Below are 26,458 nucleotides of genomic sequence, written 5' to 3' on the forward strand. Positions count from 1 at the left end.
TCCTACAAAAAATAGAAATTAATGGGAACCTAATACTTTAGTAAATGTCTAATTAATTAACAGTAATAAAAATAATTGTACTGGGGTTAAAAATTAATGTTTACTTTTAATCGGTTGCAATCTGGCACAGCTGCACTCATGGCTTTGAGCGTCACAGTCGGCACTGTAGCGCCTTTTATTACAGCTTCGCCATCTTTAGCTCAAACTACTTTTTCTGATGTTTCATCTAATTATTGGGCGGCACAATTTATTCAACAATTGTCACAGCGAGGGGTAATTGCCGGATTTCCTGATGGTAGTTTCCGCCCTGAAGAAGCGGTGACACGCGCTCAATTTGCCGCTATGGTCAACAAAGCTTTCCAAAAATCACAGCAGCGATCGCCAATCAATTTTGCTGATGTGCCCAGCAATTATTGGGCATCAAGTGCTATCCAGCAAGCTTATACCATTGGTTTCTTATCTGGATATCCTGGTAATCGCTTTGAACCTAACCAAGCTATTCCCCGCCAACAGGTTTTAGTTTCCCTCGCTAACGGTCTAGAATATACTCCCAGTCGCAATACCGAAAGCACTCTGCAATACTTCAACGATGCCTCTAACATCGCTAGCTATGCCCGTAGCCCGATCGCAGCCGCAACTGAAAAGCAAATCGTCGTGAACTATCCGAATGTGAAGTTCCTGAATCCAACTGCAACCGCTACTCGCGCCCAAGTAGCAGCTTTTATCTACCAAGCATTGGTTAGTTCTAACCAAGCCTCAGCAATTAACTCGCCTTATGTTGTGGCTGTCGGGTCTACTACCCCAACGCCTGTATCAGTCACAATTCCTCAAGGGACTGCTATCCCTGTGAAGTATGACAAGGCAGAAAAAATTCTGGTTACAAAGGATGAAACAGCGCCTTTGACATTGACAGTATCGCAAAACGTAGTAACACAAGACGGATCTGTAGTGATTCCGGCTGGTAGTCAAGTAATTGGTCAACTCAAGCCTGCTACAGGCGGTTCTCAATTCGTTGCTGAGAAACTGGTTTTAAACAATGGTCAGGAGTATCAACTTAACGCTACTTCTGAAGTGATTACCAAAACTGAAACCGTCAAGAAGGGCACTAGTATTGGTTCAATTATCAAGGATACTGTATTGGGCGCAGGTGCAGCAACTGCGGTATCTGCTGTAACTGGCGATCGCGCGATCGCCACAGAAGAAGTCTTGGGTGGCGCTGGTATCGGTGCGTTAGTTGGTCTGTTCTTCGGTAAGAATAGTGTTGACTTAGTGGCAATTGACCCAAATACAGACTTACAAATGACAATCAATCAAAACTTGTTGGTTTCACTAAAATAGTCATTGGTCATTAGTCACTTGTACTGAGCGTAGTCGAAGTATTGGTCATTGGTCATTAGTATTTATAAAGGAAAAATGACTGATGACTAACTTCATTTATTAGCCATTATGACAAAGCACAAATGACAAATGACTAATTTTGAACTTCTGGCAACCAAATAATAAAAGTAGTCCCCCGCGCATTGGGTGAAGTTAGCTTAGAGTTAATTGCAGGACTGAAAACCTCGATTTCGCCCTGCATTTGCTCTATTAATTGTTTTGCGATCGCTAACCCTAAACCAGTGCCAGGGATTTCTGTTTGCGCTTGTACACCCCGATAATGCCGTTCTCCAAGATGTTCTAAATCTTCGGGTGGAATGCCAGGCCCGTTGTCACCGATCGCAATTCCCTGAAAATTAGCTTTTTCTTGCCCCGCCTGAATCAAAATTTTGCCCCCAGTAGGAGTATATTTCAAAGCATTATCGATGATGTTAGTTAAAACTTCTCGTAATGCTTTGATGTTGGCACGTACTAGGGGTGAATTCTGTTGAATTTCAGTTATTAGTTTTAGCTTTCGCTCTTGGGCGATCGCTTTGGCTGATATTAATAATGGTTCTAATATCTCTGCTAACGAGCAGTCAACTGCTTTATCTCCCGTTCCCGGCAATAATAACGGCGGTTTAGCGGATTTTTGGATAGTTGCTTCCACAAATACTTCTTCAGGGAGATGTAGTGGTGCTAAATCTGTCTCTGTCAAGTCAATTACTTGATCGAATTGTTGCAGCAATTCTTGGAGGCGATCGCTTTCTCGCACAATACTATTAGCCACATCTCGGTTGGTATCTCCCGGTCGCAGCCGCTTCAATAGCAGTTTACCAAAAGTCCGCAACGCCGTTAATGGGTTACGAAACTGATGCAACAGGTTATCCAGCAAATCTCGCTGTTTTTCTTGGAGAATTTGTTGCTCGCGTAACTGTTGTTCAAACCATGCCCGGCGTTGATCTAAAATACAAGCGATCGCTAATGTTTGGGCTATCCGTTGAATTTGACTTTCCTCGTGTTCATTCCATGCCCGGTCTTGCCTACCCGTCACCAGTAACCCCATCATCACACCCTCATAAACCAGAGGTAAAACAATTTGGTTGCCACTAAAGAGGTATTCCTCTTTTAAATGGGGTTGAGATGCCTCAGACTCCTGTGAAGAGGTTGGAGATTCCGATCCTGCTGTCAATAACCTTCTGCGATCGTTGGGTAATATAAACACATTTCCAACTTGAAGTTGCTTGTGTACTGTCGTCTCAGCAGTCTCTTCTCCTGGAGGTAATAATGCTGTTTCTGGGTAAATTACCACAGGAATCAGTTTGGCCTCACCAGAAGGAGTCTCTACCAATTCTTGTGTCAGGTACACAATACTTAAAGTTGCTCCCAGCCCTTGGGTTAGCAGCGCTATTTGCTCTCGACACAGAGCAATAAAATCGGAACTGGCAGACATTAACATTTTTTAGCTCTTGCTCAAGATTACAGATTTTGAGGCATGATGATAAGAGAGGATACTTAATTTTTACCTCACTCATTCAATAAAGCTTAACTAAAATCTTCTTAGTGATGGTTTGCACCAAGGAATTATTTTCTTAGGTAATCTTGTTTTATCTATTTTCAAAGATGTTAATTTTCTTGCATGAAAAGGTTAAAAACTATTGATATTTTGAACTAGAACTTATATAATGACGACGGATTTTGTAGCTAACACTACAATCTATAGCTTGAAAGAGGAGGACAATAGGTTGGCAAGGAGACGCAAAAGGAAAAGTCGCCGTCGTCAGGAAGGACGGCGGATTTTGGAACACGTGCCTCAATATAGCATCGAAAGTGGCGAAGAAAAACCTGTGACAGCAGCGAGAAGATTCATTCAAGCTGAAGGGATTTTGCCACCGGCGTTGCTACTCGTAAAGCGAAATGAACACACCACAGATCGTTATTTCTGGGCAGAAAAGGGACTGTTTGGTGCTCAATACGTAGAGGAAAACCATTTCTTGTTTCCTAGCTTGAGGGTATTAGAACCTTCGCCTGGTCAAGAACCTCTTGCTTTAGCTAGCCGGTGAACCATAGATGGTCATCTTACGCATTGAATGTGGCTCCTGACTATTCATTAACTGGCAAAATAGCTAAGTTTATGCAAAATTTAATTTTTTTTTAGTTTGGAGCTGATTTGCCAGTCAACCTAGTCCAGGTAGTTGGAACATAAACTAGTCTCAAAGCACGCTAGATTGCATGGGTTGATACTAGTGTCATGATATAGAAGGGAGTGGGTATAGAGCCAAGCGCCTTCAAAAGCGCTAGTTAAGTTGCGCTCTCATGCCGTAAATTGTTAACCAAGCTCTGTCAACGAATTTAAGTTAATAAATTTAAATTTTTCCCCGCGACTCATATCGTGGGGAAAATTGACAAAGCAGAGGTCTTGATTTCCTCCTTCCTACTTTTCATTACCTAAAGATTAGATCAGGTCAGAAGTCTGCATATCATAGTTAAAAAACCAACAATTATTCACCAGCCTTAAGCTGTAGAGTGCTTTGTAACTCACTGAGTTCATCTCGATGGGCAACTACAGTGATCTTACTTGAGGAGGTTTGTTCACTCTGAGTTGTTTCTACTTTGAGTGACACCTTCTCAAGTCTTCCAGATTTTTTCCAATAAAATAGACCACTTAAAGGCGACAGCAGTACCATAGCCAAAACAAGGGGACTGAGGTTAGGAAAAAGCAGGTATACGACTAGTGAGAGACAAACAATCCCAGTCGCTGCCAGCAGAGTTAAAAATATAGCTAAAAACCAACTGGGGCGAACATTGCCTTCAAAAGTCACTTTGTTTTGTTCTCGGTCTACCTCTGCCACTTGGTAAGACCGGGAGTGAAAATACTCTTTTAATTGAGACATTAAAACAGATTCGTCTTGCTCAGATACCAGTTGCACTGTTTGTATGCGGTCTTTAGTCGAGGCACGAATAAAGAAAAACAGCCCAACCGATAACAACAAGGTTAGCAGGAACGTAGATGGCAGAATAGCAGTATCCATAACTGATTGTTATTGTTTGACTGGAGGAGACTTATTCATTATCAATTATTCGTTATACCGATTTGAACAATGATTGCGACAAATGGAGCGCCAAAAAGCGATTACCAGGGACTCTTCCACAATCCAAAATCCAAAACTTGTACTGAGCGACTTGTGCCGAGCGAAGTCGAGGTAAGTCGAAGTATCCAAAATCCAAAATGGTATTACTTTATCCTCCTGTTGATGTAGTTAAACCATTGAAAAGCTAAATCTTGCGCTTGAACTTGCCATTCTGGAGAAACTTGGTACATCCGCCTGGGCCGTCCTCGTCCTTCCAGTTTCTTCCAATATCCAGTGATTGCCTTTTGGTCTTCCAGAAATTTGATTGCACTATAAAGTACAGTGTCCGAAAGCCTATAGGTTGGATATTCAGTTTCTAATTGCTCAATCAACTCGGTTCCGTAGGATTCACCTTGTAATAAAACAGACAGTATGTAACAAACTGCTACTTCCTGACAAAGGTAAGTTGGCGGAGGATTCTCAAAGAATTGATATATATCCTCAAGTTTCATGGTTAGTGAATGGCTAAAAAAATGCCTTATGGTAAGGTCTACAATCCTTGTAGTCAGTATACAGTGCTACTGCCAAGTGAGTAATATATATAATGCTACTTAGACTAGATTTCCAAAGCGTAAATACCAAACGATTATCTACGCCTGTGAAGTTGTGGAAATTGCGAGTTTTAGGGATACCAAAAAATTTACCCTAACCCAAGCTTGATACGGTGTGGTGAGGAGCTAACAGAGAGTAGCAAATTCACTTAGTACACAAGGTACTTATTCTGGTCAGATTAGGGCAAATGCCAAGCCCCAGCTTTTAGGCATGGGGTTTCTGACTGTCTTGGTGTTAAGTAATGCCAAGCTAGTTAGAAGTTGCTTAAGCAATAAAATGCCATCGAAGAAATTTTACAGGTAAAATGCAATTTTGTCTGTAAAACTTAATAAACACTTTGTTTTACAGTAATTTTCCCAATGCAAATTATAAGAAATTAAGCTAAGGGATGTGTGTGGTTTCAAGCTGCTACGGCGGTGGACACACTTAAGTAGTAAGCATTACTGATTTGCTGGACAAGAGAATCTCTTGTCGCATTTGGTAAATGTGATAGTAAATTTATCAAAGAAGACGCAAAGACTAGAGCATCGATTTGGTAATCAAAAACCTAACCCCCAGCCCCCTTGACTAAAAGATAAGGGGTTGGGGAGACGTTATTCGTTACTGATAGGATTTACGCAAGACTAGTTGCTGTAGGGGCAATTTATGAATTGCCCTAAGAAGAAAATCCTTCTTTTCGGCCATTATTTACGTAAGTCTTGACTGAATTGGTGTTCTCGGAGATACAGAGACGTGGAGTGAGATACCTCTTAACACAGTTCTCCGTGTTTTCCGAAGTTTTGAGCTAAGGCTTTCTTAGATTAAACTTTTGTCTTTGTGTCTTTGTGTCCTTTGAAAGTGCCCGGCACATTGGCAATCTTTTATTATGTCACAGACTCCCGATGCTCCATCATCTTCTCTGCGGGCAATCGCCCAAACCTTTCGCCTTACAGGTTGGATTAGCTTCTGGATTCAGCTAGTATTAGGCGTTGTTTCTAGCATAATTGTGTTGCTATTCGCCATCTTTAATCAAAGAACTGGTAGTCCTAGTAATAATCCTGGGACTGGCTTTGGCGTATTTTTAGCAATTTGTGGACTGGTTGTTTTGGGTGGGGGAATTTATTTAGCTTATCGTTACACTAGAATTGGCAAGCAATTGGAATCCTCTAATCCTAGCAACCGACCTCGGAAAAGCGAGACTGTGCAAGTATTACGCTTAGGGCTGTGGGTGAATTTAGGGGGAACGCTGGTGACTCTTTTAGGAGCGCAGGCGATCGTTGGTACACTGGTAGCAAGATCCATATCTCCTCAAGCTATAACTACACAATTTTTTGACCCTACCCGCATTATTAGCGGTCTAGATATGCTCGTGGTACAGGCAAATACCAACACTGTATCAGCCCATTTTGCAGGGCTTATAGCCTCACTATGGCTACTCAATCGGATTAATCGACCCTAGTTATGAGTTCTGTTAGTGGATAGCTAGGGTTTAGCCCGGACTAAGTTTGCAGGATTCAAAGAAATTATCATACTTTTCCGAAACAGGCAAAACTGGGTGTGAAGACAACTACATAATCCTTGAAAGAACATCCTGCTAGTACAGCACTGCGTAAATGAACTATCCATTTCAAATCAATGAAACGCTTGCGGTATAGAAATTACCAATTACCTTAGCAAGTCGGGAGAGCAGTACACTACGCATATAAATATCTCCGTAGAGGTACGGGTGTCATTAATAATTCCAGCAAGCTGTACTAATAGATGATGCCAAAACTAGCACAGGGATGGTATGTACCTTTTTTGTAAGTCTGAACACCATGAAAAATCAATTTGACACCACGAGAAATCAACCAGTACGGAAATTTAATCAAGACGCATGGAGATTTGGTGTACAGGTTTTCTTTAGTAGCATCGTATTGGGGTTATGCATTTTCAAGCTTGGCTCGCCAGGAGAAGATAAGAATGTTGCCCTTTACTGGGGTGGTTTATCAAGTGTGCTTGCATACTGGTTGCCTTCACCTGGACAAACTCGAGACGATAAGGAACAACCGAGTATCACTCAAAGGACGTTTGCAGCCGCTGATAGCAATAATGGTAATGGTCAGAGTCTTGCCCAGGTTACTGAAACGAAAGTGACTCCAAATACGAATTCATGATTGGTTAAATGCAATATATGGTTTCTTAGCCCTGGCATTGATGCTAGGGTAAAATCTTGATTCAGAGGTTGAGACTGAATTTTTGCAATAAACTTTGTTTTTCCAGTCACAGCAAACCAAAATTACTATATGCTAAATGCTTAATGTGTTAACTGTATTGACAGAAAGATTTTAGGCTAGAAACTGAGAAAAATCTGTGCTGGATATTAAGCAAATACGGGAAAATCCGCAATTAGTTCAAGAACGATTGAATAGTCGTAGTGGTAAATACGACATTGAACCGATTTTACAGTTAGATCGGCAACAACGGGAACTTGAGGGGGCGCGTAGTCAACTCCAAGCCCGTAGCAACGAAATTGGTAAAATTGTTGGGCAAAAGATTAAATCTGGGATTAATCCTCAAGACCCAGAAATTCAAGCTTTGCGTGATGAAGGTAACTCAGTTAAAGCTACGTTGAGCGAACTGGAACCCCAGGAAAAAGACCTCAAAGCTCAAATTGCTCAACTTGTGTTGGCACTTCCCAACTTACCAAGCGACTCTACACCCCTTGGTAAGAATGAAGAAGACAACGTAGAAGTGCGCCGTTGGGGTGATGAGTATATTCCCCAAAATCCGAATATTCTCCCTCACTGGGAAATTGGCGAAAAGCTAGGTATTCTCAATGTTGAGAGAGCAGTAAAAGTTGCTCAAAGTCGCTTTGTGACATTGATGGGCGCTGGTGCGGCATTGGAAAGGGCATTAATTCAATTTATGCTGACTCTCCATACTCAAGCTGGGTATGTGGAAGTCAGTCCGCCGTTGTTAGTTAATACCGAGTCTTTGACGGCGACTGGTCAGTTACCCAAGTTTGCTGAAGAAAGCTTTAAATGCGCTGATGATGATTTGTGGCTGATTCCGACGGCGGAAGTTCCAGTTACAAATCTCTACCGGGGTGAAATTCTTGCTGCTGAAGATTTGCCTATTTACCACTGTGCTTTTACTCCCTGTTTTCGCCGCGAAGCTGGTAGCTATGGGCGCGATATGCGGGGATTAATTCGCCTGCATCAGTTCAACAAGGTGGAAATGGTGAAATTTGTCGAACCAAGTACGTCTTTTGATGAACTGGAGAAATTGGTGGGGAATGCAGAAGCAATTTTACAGGCGTTGCGGTTGCCTTACCGAGTAGTAAATTTAAGTACTGGGGATTTGGGATTTGCCTCTACCAAAACTTATGATTTAGAGGTTTGGTTGCCATCTTCTGGCAAATACCGCGAAATTTCTAGCTGTTCCAATACTATAGATTTCCAAGCAAGACGGGCTGATATTCGCTTCAAGGAGGCGGGGAAGAAAGGAACTCAGTTCGTGCATACCCTCAACGGTTCGGGTTTGGCGGTGGGAAGGACGATGGCTGCCATTTTGGAGAATTATCAACAACCTGATGGGACAGTGAGGATACCAGAAGTGTTGCAACCTTATTTTGAACAGGGAGAAAAGTTAGGTTTTCCATCGCTGCGGAATTTACAAAGAGTTCAAAAGTCACCAGTTGTACCCCAACTTTTACAACCAGTCTTACCAGAACGTATTTCAAAGCCAACAATACAATTCCAATACCGTTATATTGTTGATTTGCTGTTTTGGCTCCCAATCGCCTCTTATGTTGTGTGGGTAATACTATCATTGTTGTTTTAGCAGAAAAACCAATCTGACCAAAACTTACATTTGGAGTATGTGGACAAAATGGTGCGTTACGCTGTCGCTAACGCACCCTACTGGCGTGGCACAGCTAAAATAGTCCGTTAGATGTAGGTTGGGTTAAGCAACGCGAAACCCAACATTTCGGAGTGTTGGGTTTCGTTCCTCAACCCAACCTACAATTTTTTTGCAACAATTTAGCCTCATCACGCCACTACTAGCTTTAGATGTTAGAACCAGATACGAAAAATCGAACTATGACCAATGCCCAATGCCCCATGCCCAATATCCAATGCCCAATTAGAATGGAGATAACTATAGCTTAATATCTTCACAATTTACTCTATGTCAGTTTTAGCAGCGATCGCAGTCTTGGCTGTTTTAATCTTGGTACACGAGTTGGGACATTTTGTTGCAGCCCGTTCTCAAGGCATTCTCGTTAACCGTTTTTCTTTGGGTTTTGGCCCAGTTCTTTTGAAGTACCAAGGTTCACAAACCGAATATGCTGTCCGCGCCTTTCCCTTGGGCGGTTTTGTGGGCTTTCCCGATGATGACCCTGATAGCGATATTCCACCCAATGACCCAAATCTGCTGCGTAACCGTCCAGTTTTAGACCGGGCGATTGTTATCAGTGCCGGAGTGATTGCAAATTTAATATTTGCCTATTTGGTGCTGGTTCTGCAATTGGGTATCGTCGGTATTCCCAAAGAATTAAACTATCAAGCTGGTGTCCTTGTACAGCCTGTTAATCAAGAATCTGTTGCTTATCAAGCAGGAATTCGGGAAGGAGATATTATTCTGGCTGTGAACGGTCAAGAACTCCCGGCTTCTGATAAGTCAACTCCTTTGCTGACAAAAGAAATTCAAACTCATCCCAATCAGCAAATCGAACTGAAAATTCAGCGTGAAAACCAACAACAATCGCTGAAATTAACACCAAAACTCGGAGCCGATGGCAAAGGTGTAGTAGGGGTGGCACTGAGTCCAAATGCTACAGCAACTTATCGCCGTCCTAATAGTCCTTTTGAAATTTTCGGCATTGCTGCTAACAGATTTCAACAATTATTTGTTGGAACACTAAGTGGTTTTGGGCAGTTGATTACCAACTTTCAACAAACTGCTGGACAAGTTTCTGGGCCAGTTAATATTGTCAAAATAGGTGCAAAGTTAGCTGAGGACAATAGCGTAAATCTGTTGTCTTTTGCGGCAATTATCAGCATTAATTTGGCTATTATCAACATTTTGCCTTTGCCAGCCTTAGATGGCGGACAACTGGCTTTTTTGCTGATTGAAGGTTTGCGCGGTAAGCCCGTTCCGGCTCGGATTCAAGAAGGTGTAATGCAAACTGGCTTGGTGTTACTCTTAGGGTTAGGAATTTTTCTGATCGTCAAAGAAACTACTCAATTAACTAGCCAATTGGAGTGGGTACAAAAATTATTTCAGTGAAAATAGGGAGTGGGGAGTGGGGAGTAGGGAAAAGAAAATTTCACCTTTAAGGAAGCGGGCGATAGAAATTTTAGCTCGTCTGAAGCGTCTTTATCCAGATGCTACTTGCTCTTTGAACTACTCAACGCCAGTACAATTGCTGGTGGCAACGATTCTCTCTGCTCAGTGTACTGATAAGCGGGTGAATAAGGTGACACCAGCTTTATTTGGTAAGTTTCCTGATGCTGAGAGTTTAGCGATCGCTGACTTGGTAGAATTAGAAAGTTTGGTGCGTTCTACAGGGTTTTATCACAATAAAGCTAAAAACATTCAAGCCGCCTGTCGGATGATTGTTACTGAATTTGACTCTGTTGTGCCTAACCAAATGGAACAGTTGTTAAAGCTTCCTGGTGTGGCGCGGAAGACAGCAAATGTAGTTCTGGCTCATGCTTATGGCATTAATGCTGGTGTGACAGTAGATACTCACGTCAAGCGCCTCAGTCAACGTTTGGGTTTAACTGAAGCAAAAGACCCCGTTCGGATTGAGCAAGATTTAATGGGTTTATTGCCGCAACCTGATTGGGAAAATTGGTCAATTCGGTTGATTTATCACGGTCGTGCTATTTGTAAAGCCCGCTCTCCAGTTTGTGTTGCTTGTGAGCTTGCCGATTTATGCCCTGCTGCTAATAAGCCAGTGGTTGTAGGTTCAGCGACCAAATAATTACTAATTCGTAATTCGTAATTCGTAATTCGTAATTGAAGAAAGTAAAGAGCAAGCACTGAAATCTTTGATTTCAGTGGTCAACAATCGGTGGAGGGTTCAGAGCAAGCACTGATTGCAACTACGAATTACGTTCACGGAGCGTGCCGGAGGCTCTATTATCAATTACGAATTATGTTGACACAAGTAACCCCAGAATTGATGGAGAGACTGTAGAATGGAAAACGGTGTCTTTAAATAAGTTAGAGAATATATGGCAAAAAAGAGCATGATTGAGCGCGAGAAAAAGCGCACCAGGTTGATAGAAAAGTATGCTGACAAGCGGGAAGCCCTTTTGGAAGAGTTCAGAAGTGCAGCATCTCCTTTGGATAAGTTGGAAATCCACAGAAAGATTCAACAGCTACCCCGGAATAGTGCGCCCACCCGCCACCGCAATCGTTGCTGGTTGACTGGTCGTTCTAGAGGAGTTTACCGCGATTTTGGACTCTCTCGGAACGTGCTGCGAGAATGGGCGCATGAAGGTCTTTTGCCTGGAGTTGTTAAGTCTAGTTGGTAGTTAAGAGTCATTAGTCATTAGTCATTGGTGAGCCAGTGCGGTCTTGGGGGTTTCCCCCATGAGCAACTGGTGAACCCGAAGGGTCATTGGTAAATAACAAAGGACTAATGACAAATGACAAATGACAAAATATTATTGACCACAACACTTATCAATTCCCAGACTTTCTAAGAGTAGATCGCTGACGGCGTTAGCGATCGCAAACTCTCCATAAAAGCTATTGGAAAAATCATAGGACTGCATCTCTGTGACAATGGCAATTACCAGAGAACCAAGGTCATTTTCTCCTTCCATCCGTTGACGCACAAAAATCTGTGCGGCTCGTTGGGCAATATTTTGGTTGACTGCTTCGGGGATAAATTCTGTATCTAGCCACCGTTGTAAGCGTTCTCGTAACCATTCTCCTTCGAGTAGAGGGTTTTCGGGGGGTGGTAGGGTGATGGGTGGAATTGGTTGAGTCATTTTTTTTTTAAACGCTAAGGGAAACGCAGAGGAACGCAGAGAATGATTGTTAGCATCAAATTGCGTTTCTAAGAGTGTTTTTTTATATTTATTTATGCAATATGATATCGCCGCTATTGTTGAGGGCTATGCACAAGGCTATTTTCTCATGGCTGATGAGCGCGATCGCTTAAGTTGGTACGGAAGTCGCGATCGGACTTTTATTCCTTTGGATGAGAGGTTTCGCTACCCTAAGTCTTTGCAGCGTGTTCTGAATCAAGAACGGTTTACTGTGGCGATTAATCGGGATTTCCAAGCTGTGGTGGCTGGGTGTGCTGACAGAGAGACAACTTGGATTTCACCGGAATTGGAAAAGATTTACTGGCTACTTTACCAGGGTGGTTATGCTTTTAGTTTTGAAACTTGGCAGGGTGACGAATTAGCTGGGGGAATTTTGGGGATTGTCATTGGCGGTGCTTTCATTGGCGAGTCGATGTTTTACCGCATTCCCGAAGGTTCAAAGGTGGCGATGGTAAAGTTGGTGGAAAGATTGCGTCAGAGGAAATTTGTGTTTTTTGATGCCCAAATGATGAATCCTCATTTGGAGAGGTTTGGGGCTTATCGGGTTGAGGATGGAGAATATCAAATGCTACTTAAGAAAGCGTTGCAATGTAACTGTTATTTCGTATAAAAAATAACAGTTATACATCGTTATTGACGAACTACGCCTACTCAAGATTTATCATTCATCTGAAAATAAGCGATAATGGGCTTAACTGTTTGTGTATTGTTCATTAAGCCTTCATACAGTTTGAGTGGGAGGAAACAAAGAATCTTGAAAATATTCGTAAACACCAAATTGATTTTGCAGATGTCCCCGGAATGTTTGACAATTCCATGCTGATTGAGCTTGATGAGCGTTTTGATTATGGCGAAGATCGCTGGATCGGAATCGGCTTTTTAGGCAACGGTGTAGCGGTTGTAGTTTGGACAGAACGACAGAACAACATAGTCCGCATTATCTCAGCACGAAGGGCAAACCGATATGAGCGTCAACGACTTGAACAATACCTCACGTACTGATTGGGCTGCATTAGAGGCGATGACGGATGAGGACATTGATTACTCAGACATTCCATCGTTGAGCGATGAGTTTTTTGAAAATGCCACGTTGAGGATTCCGGCAACACGAGCCAGTGACCTGATTGAGTTAGATTCAGAAGTGATAACGTGGTTTCGTAAACAAGGTGCAGAGTACAAAACATTGATTAACTCAGTTTTGCGCCGTTACATTGAAAACAGTGGCGATCAGGGCGCAGGCTAACAATAACTTTACAGCGAACAGTCTACCACTTACTTTTAAAATATAAGGTTGGGTAGAGGGACGGCGTTACCCAACATCTTCTTGCAGTCACAATGTTAAATATTCCACTTTGAAAAGTGCGATCGCAGTTTAACAAACCTATTGCACCGTAACAAGGCTGTGATTGTTATCAGCGATACGTCGGCAATCACAAATTTGGCAGCAATTCAACACTTGCAACTTCTGCCTCAACTCTACACTCAAGTCACCATTCCAAAAGCCGTATAAAGCTGATAAGTTGCAACTATGAAAAGTGGTTAGCAGAGGAGTAATGAAGCGATCGCAATTTCACAAACCACTTATACCCTTTCTTGAGTAACTAATGTTAGACTAACCCATTCGCCTTTCTCGTTATAGCTGCGAATCATCCTCTGGCGCAGGTTTGGCTGGATTAACCAACCCGCTTCCAAGAATAAGGGTTGACGTAACTGCACTTTGAGGGGAGAAGTTGCAGAAGCGCCATCAGGTAACAATAATACTTGTACCTGTTTTTGGGGATCTTGGTCAAAGAGAACGATGGAACCTTTGATGGTGGCAGTTGAGGTAATTGTACGTTCCTCAAAAGAGGTAGTTTGAATTAATCGCCCAGCATCATCAAGTTGTATTTTCAAAGTTGTAGAGTAAATATCAGGCGATCGCAAATCTCGATAGATTGTCACTGCTTGTCCTCGCCATTCTCCCAATAAGTCATGTATCTGCAAAGGGCGATGTTCTGCTACTGGGGTTCCAGTTAGATGTTCTCGAATCAGAGTTAGTCCATTTAGATGACCATTTTTATCAAACAGTTGCACCAGACGTAAGCGGCGATTTTCATGAACAAAAGCGAGTTCTGCACCAAATTCGGAAAATGGCCCTAGCTGCATTAAACCTTCAGAAAATGAACCATTTTCAAAAAATAGCAGACCCCCTCCCACAGACATAAATTCTCTGATTACATCATCCTTTCCCGAACGGCTCAGAGTTAAGCGCACTGTCTGGTTATTGTTTAAACCTTCTAGGCAAAGACGGCTAGAAGTATCGTTCAGAAGCGTACCTTGGGGAGAGAAATTAGTAAATGAACCTTCCCATACACCCAGATTTTGCAGAAAACATTCCCATTGCGATTTCATAACTATTTCGTCATTTGTTATTGGTCATTTGTCATTTGTCATTGGATTTATCGCCAAGACGCGATAAATCGTCGTCTTTACAAGAATTATTCCTTCGTCTTGACCGCGATTTATCGCGTCTCTTGCCTTAACCAAACAGTATTGGGATTAGCCCTGTTAAATTGATATGTAGGTTTAATTTCATCTTCGTTCAATTCAAAACTCCGGTTGTTCTTTTAAAATCTTGAAAATTTCAAGTTCAAAGGACAAAGGACAAAAGACCAATGACCAATGACAAATGACTATCCTTTAGCAAAACGTCGGACTGCAAATAAGCTCCCCATTAATCCTACAGCTGCACCGAAACTCAAGAGAATCAAGGGTAATAGTAAAATTTGGGCTGGAGTGAGTTGCACACCGTTGGTGATAGCTTGGATAAATTCAGGTTGATTGGCTAGCAATTTACCAAGAAACTGTTGAATCACAGAGATGAAACTCCAAGCGATCGCACCACCAACTAAACCAAAAGCAATTCCTTGTAAAATAAATGGGAGGTAAATCCATGCAGAGGTTGCTCCCACCAGTTGCATAATTTCAATTTCTTGCCGTCGTGCCATGACAATCAGCCGAATTGTGGTTGTAGTCACTGCGATCGCTGTTAAGGTCAGAATAATCGTAATTGTTAAAGTAATCCAGTTCAGACCCCGGTGCAACTGTGCAATACGTTTAACTGCTTCATCGATATACTCCACTGTATCAACTCCGGGTAACTTAGCCAGTTGCGTTGCTAAAGTTGGTACAACTTGAGAATTACGCGCTTTCACCTTCATCTCATCAACCAAAGGATTCTCACCTAGCTGCTGAGTAGCGCCCTCAATATCAGAAATTCTCATTTCCTTAACTAACTTAGTCCAAGCCTGTTCTTTAGTGATGGTTTGCATCGCCGCGACCTCTGGCATTTTTGCGATCAGTGGCTCAATATTTTCGGCCCGCGTATCCGGTTCAAGATAAACTGATACTTCTAGCTGACTACCGAACTGATAAAGGAGTTTTTCGACTTGCCAAGAGGTTTGCAAACTCAAACCAAATAAAAACAGTAATACCGTCACCGTACTTACAGCCGCCCAATTCATCCACCCCCCCCGCATTAAACCGAGGAAAGTTTCTTTAAGCAGATAGTCTAGTTTCGTAAAAGACTTAAACATAATTCGTAATTCGTAATTCGTAATTCGTAATTAATAATTCCCAATTCCCAATGCCCAATACTTCGACTTACCTCGGCTTCGCTCGGCACAAGTCGCTCAGTACAAGTGCCCAATTCCCAATTCCCCACTCCCCAACTTGATAGAATAAAAATAATACGAATTTTCACCATCTAGCCATTGAGACTCATGCCCTCTGAAATTGCTGTAGAGAAAAAAAAGTTAAAAAATCCACCTTTGGAGCTTCATTATTTAGGCGATCGCGTGCTGCGTCAAGCTACAAAGCGGGTTTCTAAAGTAGATGAGGAACTTCGCCAGATGGTGCGCGAAATGCTGCAAACTATGTACAGCAAAGATGGCATCGGTTTGGCTGCCCCCCAAGTGGGAATTCACAAACAACTAATTGTCATCGACCTGGAACCAGAGAATGCAGCTAATCCGCCTTTGATTTTGATTAACCCCACCATTAAACAAGTCAGCCGCGACATCTCTGTTGCCGAAGAAGGATGCTTAAGCATTCCTAACGTATATCTAGACGTAAAGCGTCCCGAAGTCGTGGAAATCGCCTATAAAGACGAGTATGGCCATCCCCGGACATTAAAGGCTAATGACCTTTTAGGACGCTGTATTCAGCACGAGATGGATCACCTTAACGGCGTGGTATTTGTAGATCGTGTAGAAAACTCCTTGACTTTAGCCCAGGAGCTATCTAAGAATGGCTTCTCGTATCAAGCGGTGAAACCAATAGCATAGGGGGCTAGTAGTGTATTTAACTCCAAAAAGCGGTTTATTTCTGGGTGGTTCTTGTGTAAGTGCGATCGCAGCTGTCGGTTCGATTTTTGAACTCAGTTACGGACAACCAGATTTGGGTTTCCAAGTCACGGCGATTATCCTCGCATTGAGCATTCCACTCACCGGATTATTTTTCTTTGCCGCAGTGAAGGACGCAAGGGCTAACATGAAATAAGCATCAGGTACATAAAAAAGGTAAAAGGATGAAGTAACTCGGCAAAATTCATTCTTTTACCTTTTATTTTTACTCTGGATCTTCCACTGCCCCTAAAGCTTTCAGCGTTACTAACTGCGCTGCGGTTAACCCTGTCACGGCAGTGATATTCATTCCTTCGTAGGGTTTTGGCGATCGCAGTGTTTTTAGGCACTCACCTGTCAATACATCCCAAACTTTAATTGTCTCATCTTGGCTACCACTAATTAGGGTTTGACCATCGGAACTAAAGGCAACTGACCTGACCCAATTAGCCCCATACAAGGTTTTGAGACACTTGCCCATATAGACATCCCATAATTTTACTGTTTGGTCTTCACTGGCGCTAGCTAAAGTCCGACCATCAGGGCTGAAGGCAACTGACCATACCCGATTAGTATGTTCTTGTAAAGTTGTGAGACACTTACCCATTTGGACATCCCATAATTTCACCATTTGGTCGTCACTGCCACTAGCTAAAATATGACCATCGGGACTGAAAGTAACTGACCTGATCCGATTACCATGTCCCTCCAAAATTTTCAGGCATTGTCCGGTTTGAACATCCCATAACCTGACTTTTTGGTTTTCACTGCCACTAGCTAAAGTTTCACCATCAGGGCTAAAAGTAACTGATCTTACCCAACTGGTATGCCCTTGCAAAGTTTTGAGGCATTCTCCCGTATGGACATCCCATAATTTCACTGTTTGGTCGTCACTGCCACTAGCTAAAATCTGACCATCAGGACTGAATGCAACTGACCTAATTCGATTGGTATGTTCCTGCAACCTTTTGAGGCATTTTCCCGTTTGGACATTCCATAATTTCACTGTTTGCTTTTCACTACCACTAGCCAAAGTCTGACCATCGGGACTGAAAGCAAGCGATCGCACCCAGCTATTATGCCCTTGTAAAATTTTAAGGCACTTATCGTTACGGACATCCCATAATTTCACTGTTTGTTTTTCACTGCCACTAGCTAAAGTTTGACCATCGGGACTGAATGCAACTGACCTAATTCGATTGGTATGCCCCTGCAAAGTTTTCAGGCATTTTCTCGTGTTGACATCCCATAACTTCACTGTTTGGTTTTCACTACCACTAGCCAAAGTTTGACCATCGGGACTGAATGCAACTGACATTACCCGATTGCTATGCCCCTGCAACTTTTTGAGGCATTTTCCCGTGTGGACATCCCATAACTTCACTGTTTGGTCGTCACCACCGCTAGCCAAAATTTGACCATTAGGGCTGAAAGCAACCGACCAGACGCGATTGGTATGTCCCTCCAAGGTTGTCAGACATTTTCCTGTGTGGATATTCCATAACTTTACTGTTTGGTCGTCACTGCCACTAGCTAAAATTTCACCATCGGGACTGAATGCAACTGACCTTACCCAATTGCTATGTCCCTGAAAGGTTATGAGGCATTCTCCGTTGTGGACATCCCATAACTTTACTGTTTGCTTTTCACTGCCACTAGCTAAAGTTTGACCATCGGGACTGAAAGCAACTGACCTGACTCTATTAGTATTTCCCTGCAAAGTTTTAAAGCATTTTCCCGTGTGGAGATCCCATAACTTTACTGTTTGGTCTTCGCTGCCACTAGCTAAAATTTGACCATCGGGACTGAATGCAACTGACCTGACCCAATTACTATGTTCTTGCAAGGTTGTGAGGCACTTACCGTCTTGGACATCCCATAACTTGACTGTTTGATCGTCACTGCCACTAGCTAAAATTTCACCATCGGGACTGAAGGCAACTGATTTTACCGAACCGCTATGTCCAGTACAAGTAAAAAGTAGCTTTCCATCTTCAACTTGCCACAAGTAAGTCTTACCATCAGCATCACCAGTAGCTAAAAGTTTTCCATTCGGGCTAAATGCCACTGACGAAATACTAACTAATGTTTCTGCAAAAACGGATTTAGCTAAATCAGCTTTGGCAAAATTCACCTGATGCAAATTCACACTTTGTAAATATGCTTGCCAAATAGTCAGACTAGAAAAGTCATAGCCGCTTAAATCAGTTTGTAGTTGACAAAGCATATTTAGCAGATTTCCACCAGCGTATCCTGCCGCTTGGGGAGTTTTATTTTGTAGGTCAAATAAAATTTGAGATAAATGAGTTTCTAGATTTTTAGGAAATCTAAAAATCGTGGATAACCTATCTATAACCTGCTTAAGAATAAGGGTAATTTGAGTGTTGCGAATATAATCTTTGGCTGTCGCTTCCATTAAAGCGTGGCTCATAAATAGCTTAATGTCACCAGTAGTAATTTCCTGACAAACCTGTTCAATTAATCGGTCAGTTATGTATTCCATCACCACTGACTGAAGGGTGAAAAGTGCAGTTCTTTGTTCAATTAGCGATCGCCTCCGTAGTGACTCTAGTGCCTCCAGTACTTCCCTTTTGGGCAAGGGACGCACAATATCATCTAGCAATTCTTCTAGCGAAACTAACTCGCGTTTGATTGCTAGCCAATAAATTATTTCTTTTTCGATCTCTGACAATCGCTCAAATTGCTGGTCTAATAAATTTCGGGTGTCGCCAAAAATTATCTCCCCTTCAGCAAGAAAGGCAGCGATATCACCGCCAAATAACTCCCGAATTGGCTCAGAGACAAGTTTCAATGCCAAGGGATTGCCGGAATATTTCTCAATCAGCTTGGCCCATTTCTGCTGTGAACCAGATAATCCTTTATCTTGGAGAATTTCTTGTCCTTCTGTTTCTGCCAAGCCAACTAAGGATAATGTTCTGACTGGTGATGCCTCTCCCTCTAAAGGGGCAAATTCTTTTGGTTTTTCTCTCGAAGTCAGCACTAAGCAGCTTTGATGCGGTTCTTCCCCTATGCGTCGGAGTAGTTGACCATAATCTTGATATTCTTCTTTATATTCTCCGGCGCGATCGCCTTCTTGTAAAATTGTCTCTGCATTATCTAATACCAAAAGACAACGACGCTCTCGTAAATAATTAATTAGCAGTGTTACTCTACCATCTACAGTTTCTGGTAATTCCGTTTCTCTCTCATCAGATAAAAAGCGGATTAGGTTTGCCAACATCTCTAAGACGGGTGGCGCATTACGGAGACTTCGCCAAATTAGGTATTCAAAATTCTCCTGAACTTCCTTCGCTAACTTTACAGATAAGGCAGTTTTACCAATTCCACCCATGCCCAATATTGCCACCAGTTGGCAGTTATCCTGGGTTAGCCACTGGGTTAACTGAGATAATTCTGTTACACGTCCATAAAAAATGCAGATTCCAGGCGCTTCACCCCAATCTTGGCGGTTTTGGACAATGGGTTTATCATTCAGTGAAAATGCTTGATATTCAGATTCGATAACTTGTTGTAACTTAGTGAGCTTACCCGGCCCGCTACCAGTAACATTAAATTTCTTGTAAACTTCGCTCAATCTTTTACGTACTGCTTCGGCACTGATAGCCAATTCTTTAGCGATCACATTTGGCGATTGTCCCCGAACAGCATATAAAAACACCTCTACCTCGCTGCTAGACAGGCAACGTTTTTGGGCTAAAGCTAAAATCACGTTTTCAGAAATCACACTCATACTCACACTAAGACAGACTACACCCCAATGTTATCTCACTAGGTGAGACAACATCCTGTTAAAAGTGAGCATTCATCGAAAGCAGTGCGAAACTTCGTCTATTGGTGTCAACTTAAGTCAGAAAGCTTATTCCACGGTCGTTTTACCCCACACGCCAGATGCTCCACTACAGCGCAACTCTTGGAGACGCTTTGCGTTAAGCGAAGCTATGCCGTTCGCGCAGCGTCTCTAAGAGTTGGCTTTACGCGCATCCTGCGGCGGGGGAGACCCCTGTTCCCGCACTGGCTCCCCTTAATCCCCTCCCCGTTCACGGGGAGGGGAGATTTTGTCGCTAGACAAAAGCGGGGTGGGGTTCCGACGACTTAATTGGTAATTGAGTAGGCTTGATATAACGCCATTGCGAGGGTTTCACGTTAAGTTGACACCAATGAACTTCGTCCCCTCATGAACAAGGTTTTCCAACTGGATTTGATTTCTCATTTGTTGATTTTACGTACATTTGTAGCATCTTTATGCCGTTTAAATAATTTTCTCTATAGTTTACCTTGACCTAAGTAGCCAAGTTATTTTATAGTGAGTTTAAAGCTTAAAATCTAGTAACTTAGTGAATTTTTGGAAAATAAAAAGAAACTTAGTGAGTCAAGACTTACGCAATAACTTTTTAAAACTCTCATTCCTACGCTTCTCTACGAGAGGCTTCACCAATGTGAACGGTAACGCCTTCAAGGAATATATCCTCTGTTTGTTTCATAATTTTGCGTAAGTTTTTAATATCAAGATTGCCCTGGCAATTGACCGAGGAGCTTAATTTTTCATTATCTGCAAATATCAAGACCACCTTTGGCAGCATTCCAACTTTATTCAAGAGGATGACTGTTGTTTAGCTTTGCTTGGTGGGAGCAATGTGGGTATTAGCTGTTTCCTTAGTGTGGTCGGGGAAGCGCTACCTGCTACCTAGATTCAACTTTCAAAACAGGAAAAAACTATGAAACCCAGTTTTAAAGACAACGATAACTTGCTGTTCAGATTGTTTTGCAAGGGACTCAAGTATTTTCTGCTAGCGCTGTTGGGCGTTGCAGTGGTCTTTGTTGTGTCTCAAACTTTTAGGGCTGACATGATAGTTAGGGTGCTTTTATCGGAAATTCTCTGGATATGGATTGCAAGGATAGCAATTTTCCTAGTCTGTCTATTTGCGATCGCCATGATTATTGAGTCTTGGAGTTAATAGAACAGGCGTTGCTATTCAAGGCTCATGTTCAAACTTAATAAATTGTTTTTGGCTAACTTCCACTCAGCCAAAGGCTGCTTAACTTTCCATTTGGAGATTATATCATGCCAAACAGCAACGGCTCTGGGGGAGAAACATAGCAGCCATCAGAACTATAGCAGTTCTTATTTGGGTGTCAACTTAGAGCCAGGGCGGAGGTCATTCGCCCTTTTAACTTCTAAAATAGAAGAATGCTGTCAACTCCTACTCAACTACTGCGACTGTCTCAAGGACAACTTAACTTACTAGAAACTTGTCCGCGTAAATTTCAACATACCTATCTAGAAAAACTCAATTCGCCCTCAAATCCAGAACAAGAAGAACGGCAAACTTTGGGTAGTCGTTTTCACTTGCTAATGCAGCAGCGAGAAATGGGTTTGCCAATTGATAGTTTTTTGCAAGCAGATGCTAAACTACAAAGCTGGATGCTAGCTTTTGCCGATGCAGCCCCAGAAATTTTAACATCTGCATCCGATAATCAAACTTTCCGTGAGAGTGAACACTACCGAACTCTGCAAGTTGAGGATTATTTGCTGACGGTTGTCTATGATTTGTTGATTGCAGATAACCAACAAGCGCAAATTCTCGACTGGAAAACTTATCCTAAGCCACCCAATAAACGCAAGTTAGAATCCAACTGGCAAACACGGCTTTATCTGTATGTGTTGGCAGAAACTAGCGACTATTCGCCAGAAAATATTTCCATGACTTACTGGTTTGTCCAATCTGAAGGCAAACCGCAGAATATTAAATTTAATTACAATACTGCTCAACACACACAAATAGCAAAGAAACTTAATCAACTGTTAAGTCAGTTAACTAATTGGCTGGAAGATTATCAAAATAACCAGCAGTTTCCTCAAGTGGTGGAGGGTAGCAAAACCTGTGATTATTGTCAGTTTGCCAAACGGTGCGATGCCTACGGCGGTAAACTACGCATACAAGCAACTGAAGAAGCAGTAAAAGACTCATTGCCCAATTTTGACAGTATTCAAGAAGTCTCACTTTGATTTTATCCGCAGGATTTTGTTACTAAAACAGATTTTTTATACCTGTATACTATTGTGAAAAACTAAAAAGTAATATAAAGTCCTTTTTTTAAATCTAAAGCATTTGAAAGCATTTTCATTAAAAGGGCTATATTCGGTAAATGTTCTTTCTTTTCATTCAATAATAAATTAAGTAATTCAAAGTTATTCTTCACTTGCTCAAGAGATTGAAAATACGATCCCATTTTGCCAGGGTTAAAATAGTTTCCTGGAATGCCGAAATTTTTACCTAACAAGGGAGATGTATCTTTATCCAGTTCATTGAGTAGCATATTATAGAGAGGCAACCAATCATAGCCAAGTCCAATATCACATTGAGGATTATAATACTTGGTAATTGCAAAATCACCATACTGGCTTATGTCCTCTATCTCGATCATTTCTTTCCATAAATAATCTAAAGGTTCGCCTTCATCGGGATTTTTAAGGTATGAAAAGTTATTTTCGATAAAAGTAATCAATTCATTTCTTTGGTTAATAACAAGTGCATTTTCTAAAATATCAGCTAATTCTTGAATAAACGCATCGTAATCAAAGACAAATGCTTTATGCTCCATTGACATTTTTTAAAATTCCTTGTCGTCAAAATTTAACATAGTTGTGTTAGCTGAAAAAATAAATCTTCTTAAATAAATTTTTTGTTGATATCGCTAAAATTCCGGGATCATCTATATAAAAAAATCACAACTTCTAAATTTATGTCAACTTTTGACGAAACTGAAGCTATTTATGTCCGCGAATTAGGAATTGATGACATTGCCCCCGTTTACCACTTGGGAGAAGGGTTATTTACCAGCGATTTATATCCTTATTTATACCGCACTTGGGATGAATGGGAGGTGATTGGACTTTACAACACCGATCCAGAATACTGTCTCGTAGCCGAAACAGATGGAGAATTAGCAGGATTCATTTTGGGAACCATTATCACCAAAGCATCCTGGACTTATGGATACATTATATGGTTAGGAGTTAGCCCGAAGTATCAGCGTCGGGGAGTAGCAGACAAGTTGGTTGATAAAGTAGTCGCCCGGATGATTGAAGATGGGGCGCGGTTCATGCTGGTAGATACCGATCCTACCAATACTTCAGCTTTAAAGTTTTTTAACCGCAAAGGTTTTGGTAATATTCGCCAGCATATTTTCTTGTCGATGAATTTAAGCAAACATGAATATTATGGCAGATTGATTGATTACGAACACCAAAAAGCTGAAAGAGCAGGTTACAAGCGATCGCGTCCAGCAATTCGCGCCCGTAAACCCGATAGCGTCGCCAATGAAGTAGTCCTCAATCCCCTAGTGAATGAATCTCAAATAACCGAGGATCAATCCCCCATTTAACTAGTTCCGTAGATTTAAGTTCCCCGCTTCTATCAAGCGCCATGTTTTGTAGCGCCGTCTATCTTGCAAAACCTAATTACGAATTACGAATTACGAATTACGAATTATTCAAAAATGCCAGAACAACAGCAGTGGACTATAACAGCAACCGAACAACCCCCGGAGTGGTTCATCCAAGCGGTGAAACAGCATACACCCCTATCAAGTGGAATATATGCAGCACAATTGTTGTGGCAACGGGGAATTAAAGATAATCAACAATTAACAGCTTTTATTAACCATAAAGCTTATCAACCAGCAAGTCCCTTTGAGTTTGGGCAAGAAATGCACTTAGCGATCGCCCGGTTGCAACAAGCATATAACGCCAAAGAAAAAATTGCCATCTGGGGAGACTTTGATGCTGATGGAATTACTGCCACATCTGTACTTTGGGATGGATTAGGGCAATTTTTTAAACAAAATACTCAGTTAATTTACTATATTCCCAATCGCCTGAAAGAATCTCACGGCCTCAATAACCAAGGAATTGATAACTTAGTAAAACAAGGTTGCAAATTAATTGTTACTTGCGATACTGGCAGCACAAATATTGAGGAAATTATCTACGCTAAACAGCTAGGTATAGATGTAATAGTTACAGACCATCACACTTTACCCACCGAACGCCCACCCGTCGCAGCAATTATCAATCCTCGCTATTTTTCAAGGGAACATCAGCTATTTAATCTTTCTGGGGTAGCGGTAGCTTATAAATTAGTCGAAGCATTATATCAAAGTCTGCCTAATATTGCAAAACATCCTTTAGAAGATTTATTAGATTTAGTAGCAGTAGGATTAATTGCCGACTTAGTGCAGTTAAGTGGAGATTGCCGTTATTTAGCACAGTTGGGCATTCAACGACTGCAAGCAGATTTTCAACAGCCGCCAGCAGCGCGTCGCCGTCCAGGGGTGGGGCGATTATTAGAATTGTGCCAGAAAAGTGGCGATCGCCCCACAGATATTTCCTTTGGTTTGGGGCCAAGAATTAACGCCGTTAGCCGCATCCAAGGTGATGCCAGTTTTTGCGTCGAATTATTAACCAGTCGAGATGTCAAACGTTGTAACGAATTAGCCGAAGTTACAGAACTTGCAAACACCAGGCGCAAATCTTTACAAAAAGATGTGCAAGCACAAGTAGCACAAAAACTGACTCAATTAGACTTATCAACCACCAGCGTCATAGTCCTAGAAGATGCCCAATGGCCTGCGGGTGTATTGGGCTTAGTTGCTGGACAAGTGGCACAAGAAACAGGTCGCCCGACTATTTTGTTAAGTACGGAAGGAGTAGGGGGAGATGAGGGAGATGGGGGAGATGGGGAAGGAAAAATTTCTCCCTCATCCTCCTCATCCCCTCCCCTCGCCCGTGGTTCCGCCCGTTCGGTGAATTCTGTCGATTTATACCAACTGGTGAAAGACCAAGCACATTTGTTACATCGCTTTGGCGGACATCCCTTTGCAGCAGGTTTGAGTTTGTTGGTGGAGAATATTCCTTTATTTACAGCAGCGATTAATCAGCAGTTGCGGCAATCTTTAGGTAGTACAACCCTAACGCCAACCGTGCAAGCAGACTTGACAGTGACAGTCGCAGACTTGGGGAAAGAGTTATTTTTAGAACTGAAAGTGCTAGAACCTTGTGGAATGGGTAATCCTGTTCCGAAATTGTTAATTCAAAACTGTTGGTTTGAAAATGCTTGGCATCGCAATCAGCAGGATTGGCAAGGGAAAAAGGTACAGTACATTAAAACTGAGTTTGATATTCGAGATGATTCCGGCAGAAGTGCTTTTCCTGGCTTATGGTGGGGACACTACAAAGATGAATTACCTATAGGAAGGTGTGATTGCATAGCCGAATTAGATTACAACACCTTCAAAAAACGTTATGAAATCAGATTAATTGTCGTGCGTCCCAGTGTTAACTCAGCACTTAACACTCGGAACTTACCACTCATCTTAGACTTACGAAATCAGGAACACTCACAGGCCACGGCTAACACAACTCAAGACGGGCTAAACCCTAGCTATCCGCTAACAGCGTTGATTCTTGAAGATTGTCCCACGAGTTGGGATAATTTACGCCTGTGGTTGCGGCGATGTTTAACGACAAGCCGTTCCGCGTCTATGCTTTATAATCAACAACAATTAGCGATCGCTTGGTCTAAACCCAACCACCAACCACCCAATCAAATTTGGCTGACTCTTGTAGGAATTGCCAAATATCTCAGCCGCACAAATCAACCAGTTACGCGCGTCCAACTTTTAGAGAAAATCGGTATCAGCGACCAAACTTTACTTGTAGGAATCAAAGCTTTAAAACATTTAGGGTTCACAGTCAAACGACAAGACAATTATTTACAAATTACCTGGCATCCGAGTGATAGGGCAGAAAACCTTGCTGATGAAGCGGCGGCAAGATTTTTAGCTGCTGTCCGAGAAGAACAATTTCAGCAACAATATTTTGCTGACGTGCCTTTATCTACTATTGTGGCGATCGCAAGCTACGACAATTATATGGGTACAAATCTTTAAAAATAAAAGCCTGATTCAGTAATGAATACAGGCA

Annotated in this window: 26 protein-coding genes and 1 pseudogene; 18 read left to right on the forward strand and 9 right to left on the reverse strand. The window is 42.0% G+C overall.

The window, feature by feature from the left end; all coding sequences use genetic code 11:
- Positions 1 to 96 precede the first annotated feature (96 nt).
- On the forward strand, positions 97 to 1,338 hold the full coding sequence (locus HWQ36_RS29435; protein WP_292709445.1) for an S-layer homology domain-containing protein: 1,242 nt from the start codon (positions 97 to 99) through the stop codon (positions 1,336 to 1,338).
- A 133-nt stretch (positions 1,339 to 1,471) separates the two neighbouring features.
- On the opposite strand, the gene HWQ36_RS29440 is transcribed toward HWQ36_RS29435, so the two are convergent.
- Positions 1,472 to 2,815 carry an ATP-binding protein gene (locus HWQ36_RS29440; protein WP_292709446.1) on the reverse strand — a complete coding sequence of 448 codons (1,344 nt, stop codon included), beginning with the start codon at positions 2,813 to 2,815 and terminating at the stop codon, positions 1,472 to 1,474.
- 286 nt (positions 2,816 to 3,101) lie between these two features.
- Here HWQ36_RS29440 and HWQ36_RS29445 point away from each other — a divergent pair, with 286 nt between their 5' ends.
- Positions 3,102 to 3,419 carry a DUF3155 domain-containing protein gene (locus tag HWQ36_RS29445; RefSeq protein ID WP_041566316.1) on the forward strand — a complete coding sequence of 106 codons (318 nt, stop codon included), beginning with the start codon at positions 3,102 to 3,104 and terminating at the stop codon, positions 3,417 to 3,419.
- A gap of 438 nt (positions 3,420 to 3,857) precedes the next feature.
- Here HWQ36_RS29445 and HWQ36_RS29450 read toward each other — a convergent pair whose 3' ends face one another.
- Both HWQ36_RS29450 and HWQ36_RS29455 read right to left on the reverse strand, forming a co-directional pair.
- Positions 3,858 to 4,388, reverse strand: a complete 531-nt coding sequence (locus HWQ36_RS29450) for a cofactor assembly of complex C subunit B (RefSeq protein ID WP_292709448.1) — start codon at positions 4,386 to 4,388, stop codon at positions 3,858 to 3,860.
- A gap of 203 nt (positions 4,389 to 4,591) precedes the next feature.
- Complete coding sequence (locus tag HWQ36_RS29455; protein WP_292709450.1) at positions 4,592 to 4,939, reverse strand: PadR family transcriptional regulator; 348 nt, start codon at positions 4,937 to 4,939, stop codon at positions 4,592 to 4,594.
- 965 nt (positions 4,940 to 5,904) lie between these two features.
- On the opposite strand from HWQ36_RS29455, the gene HWQ36_RS29460 reads away from it, so the two are divergent.
- The 6 genes and pseudogenes from HWQ36_RS29460 to rpsN all read left to right on the forward strand — a co-directional run bounded on the left by HWQ36_RS29460 (position 5,905) and on the right by rpsN (position 11,548).
- On the forward strand, positions 5,905 to 6,477 hold the full coding sequence (locus HWQ36_RS29460; protein ID WP_012410378.1) for a DUF3611 family protein: 573 nt from the start codon (positions 5,905 to 5,907) through the stop codon (positions 6,475 to 6,477).
- Positions 6,478 to 6,835: 358 nt separating this feature from the next.
- Positions 6,836 to 7,174, forward strand: a complete 339-nt coding sequence (locus HWQ36_RS29465) for a hypothetical protein (RefSeq protein WP_292709452.1) — start codon at positions 6,836 to 6,838, stop codon at positions 7,172 to 7,174.
- 196 nt (positions 7,175 to 7,370) lie between these two features.
- Positions 7,371 to 8,630 (forward strand): annotated as a pseudogene (gene serS, locus HWQ36_RS29470) (serine--tRNA ligase); the annotation flags it as partial.
- Between the two features lie 561 nt (positions 8,631 to 9,191).
- On the forward strand, positions 9,192 to 10,292 hold the full coding sequence (gene rseP, locus HWQ36_RS29475) for an RIP metalloprotease RseP (RefSeq protein WP_292709454.1): 1,101 nt from the start codon (positions 9,192 to 9,194) through the stop codon (positions 10,290 to 10,292).
- Between the two features lie 16 nt (positions 10,293 to 10,308).
- Entirely contained in the window at positions 10,309 to 10,992 is a 684-nt protein-coding gene (gene nth / locus HWQ36_RS29480; RefSeq protein WP_292709456.1) for an endonuclease III, read from the forward strand.
- A 253-nt stretch (positions 10,993 to 11,245) separates the two neighbouring features.
- Positions 11,246 to 11,548, forward strand: a complete 303-nt coding sequence (gene rpsN / locus HWQ36_RS29485; protein ID WP_012410383.1) for a 30S ribosomal protein S14 — start codon at positions 11,246 to 11,248, stop codon at positions 11,546 to 11,548.
- Positions 11,549 to 11,680: 132 nt separating this feature from the next.
- On the opposite strand, the gene HWQ36_RS29490 is transcribed toward rpsN, so the two are convergent.
- The gene (locus HWQ36_RS29490; protein WP_012410384.1) at positions 11,681 to 12,010 is read right to left on the reverse strand and encodes a hypothetical protein; all 330 of its coding nucleotides are present in this window, start codon (positions 12,008 to 12,010) and stop codon (positions 11,681 to 11,683) included.
- Between the two features lie 94 nt (positions 12,011 to 12,104).
- Between HWQ36_RS29490 and aat the strand changes: the two genes are divergently transcribed.
- From aat to HWQ36_RS29510, 4 genes are all read left to right on the forward strand, one after another.
- Complete coding sequence (aat, locus tag HWQ36_RS29495; RefSeq protein WP_292709460.1) at positions 12,105 to 12,680, forward strand: leucyl/phenylalanyl-tRNA--protein transferase; 576 nt, start codon at positions 12,105 to 12,107, stop codon at positions 12,678 to 12,680.
- A 167-nt stretch (positions 12,681 to 12,847) separates the two neighbouring features.
- Positions 12,848 to 13,072: a BrnT family toxin gene (locus tag HWQ36_RS29500; RefSeq protein WP_292709496.1), complete on the forward strand. Its 225-nt coding sequence runs from the start codon at positions 12,848 to 12,850 to the stop codon at positions 13,070 to 13,072.
- On the forward strand, positions 13,035 to 13,313 hold the full coding sequence (locus HWQ36_RS29505; protein ID WP_292709462.1) for a BrnA antitoxin family protein: 279 nt from the start codon (positions 13,035 to 13,037) through the stop codon (positions 13,311 to 13,313). The genes HWQ36_RS29500 and HWQ36_RS29505 overlap by 38 nt, the downstream gene beginning before the upstream one ends.
- Positions 13,314 to 13,454: 141 nt before the next feature.
- Positions 13,455 to 13,580: a hypothetical protein gene (locus HWQ36_RS29510; RefSeq protein WP_292709463.1), complete on the forward strand. Its 126-nt coding sequence runs from the start codon at positions 13,455 to 13,457 to the stop codon at positions 13,578 to 13,580.
- A 71-nt stretch (positions 13,581 to 13,651) separates the two neighbouring features.
- Here HWQ36_RS29510 and HWQ36_RS29515 read toward each other — a convergent pair whose 3' ends face one another.
- Together HWQ36_RS29515 and HWQ36_RS29520 are read right to left on the reverse strand one after the other, a co-directional pair.
- Positions 13,652 to 14,461 (reverse strand): DUF3598 family protein, encoded by an 810-nt coding sequence (locus HWQ36_RS29515; protein WP_292709464.1) that lies wholly within the window; start codon positions 14,459 to 14,461, stop codon positions 13,652 to 13,654.
- Between the two features lie 281 nt (positions 14,462 to 14,742).
- Positions 14,743 to 15,645: an ABC transporter permease gene (locus HWQ36_RS29520; protein WP_292709466.1), complete on the reverse strand. Its 903-nt coding sequence runs from the start codon at positions 15,643 to 15,645 to the stop codon at positions 14,743 to 14,745.
- 186 nt (positions 15,646 to 15,831) lie between these two features.
- On the opposite strand from HWQ36_RS29520, the gene def reads away from it, so the two are divergent.
- Complete coding sequence (gene def / locus HWQ36_RS29525; protein WP_292709468.1) at positions 15,832 to 16,395, forward strand: peptide deformylase; 564 nt, start codon at positions 15,832 to 15,834, stop codon at positions 16,393 to 16,395.
- A 10-nt stretch (positions 16,396 to 16,405) separates the two neighbouring features.
- Entirely contained in the window at positions 16,406 to 16,609 is a 204-nt protein-coding gene (locus tag HWQ36_RS29530; protein ID WP_094330501.1) for a hypothetical protein, read from the forward strand.
- 69 nt (positions 16,610 to 16,678) lie between these two features.
- Here HWQ36_RS29530 and HWQ36_RS29535 read toward each other — a convergent pair whose 3' ends face one another.
- Together HWQ36_RS29535 and HWQ36_RS29540 are read right to left on the reverse strand one after the other, a co-directional pair.
- A complete protein-coding gene (locus tag HWQ36_RS29535; protein WP_292709472.1) occupies positions 16,679 to 20,203 on the reverse strand; it encodes an NB-ARC domain-containing protein in 3,525 nt (1,174 codons plus the stop codon).
- 676 nt (positions 20,204 to 20,879) lie between these two features.
- Positions 20,880 to 21,068 (reverse strand): hypothetical protein, encoded by a 189-nt coding sequence (locus tag HWQ36_RS29540; protein ID WP_292709473.1) that lies wholly within the window; start codon positions 21,066 to 21,068, stop codon positions 20,880 to 20,882.
- A gap of 120 nt (positions 21,069 to 21,188) precedes the next feature.
- Here HWQ36_RS29540 and HWQ36_RS29545 point away from each other — a divergent pair, with 120 nt between their 5' ends.
- Together HWQ36_RS29545 and HWQ36_RS29550 are read left to right on the forward strand one after the other, a co-directional pair.
- The gene (locus tag HWQ36_RS29545) at positions 21,189 to 21,428 is read left to right on the forward strand and encodes a hypothetical protein (protein WP_292709476.1); all 240 of its coding nucleotides are present in this window, start codon (positions 21,189 to 21,191) and stop codon (positions 21,426 to 21,428) included.
- Positions 21,429 to 21,661: 233 nt separating this feature from the next.
- Positions 21,662 to 22,480, forward strand: coding sequence for a PD-(D/E)XK nuclease family protein (locus HWQ36_RS29550; RefSeq protein ID WP_292709478.1), 819 nt, complete (start codon positions 21,662 to 21,664; stop codon positions 22,478 to 22,480).
- Between the two features lie 62 nt (positions 22,481 to 22,542).
- Here HWQ36_RS29550 and HWQ36_RS29555 read toward each other — a convergent pair whose 3' ends face one another.
- Positions 22,543 to 23,076, reverse strand: a complete 534-nt coding sequence (locus HWQ36_RS29555; protein WP_292709480.1) for a hypothetical protein — start codon at positions 23,074 to 23,076, stop codon at positions 22,543 to 22,545.
- 141 nt (positions 23,077 to 23,217) lie between these two features.
- Between HWQ36_RS29555 and HWQ36_RS29560 the strand changes: the two genes are divergently transcribed.
- Both HWQ36_RS29560 and HWQ36_RS29565 read left to right on the forward strand, forming a co-directional pair.
- Positions 23,218 to 23,859 (forward strand): GNAT family N-acetyltransferase, encoded by a 642-nt coding sequence (locus HWQ36_RS29560; RefSeq protein ID WP_292709482.1) that lies wholly within the window; start codon positions 23,218 to 23,220, stop codon positions 23,857 to 23,859.
- A 114-nt stretch (positions 23,860 to 23,973) separates the two neighbouring features.
- Positions 23,974 to 26,424, forward strand: coding sequence for a DHH family phosphoesterase (locus tag HWQ36_RS29565; protein WP_292709483.1), 2,451 nt, complete (start codon positions 23,974 to 23,976; stop codon positions 26,422 to 26,424).
- The last annotated feature ends 34 nt before the right edge of the window (positions 26,425 to 26,458 follow it).

It is taken from the genome of Nostoc sp. NMS2, assembly GCF_017115105.1.
Lineage (GTDB): Bacteria > Cyanobacteriota > Cyanobacteriia > Cyanobacteriales > Nostocaceae > Nostoc.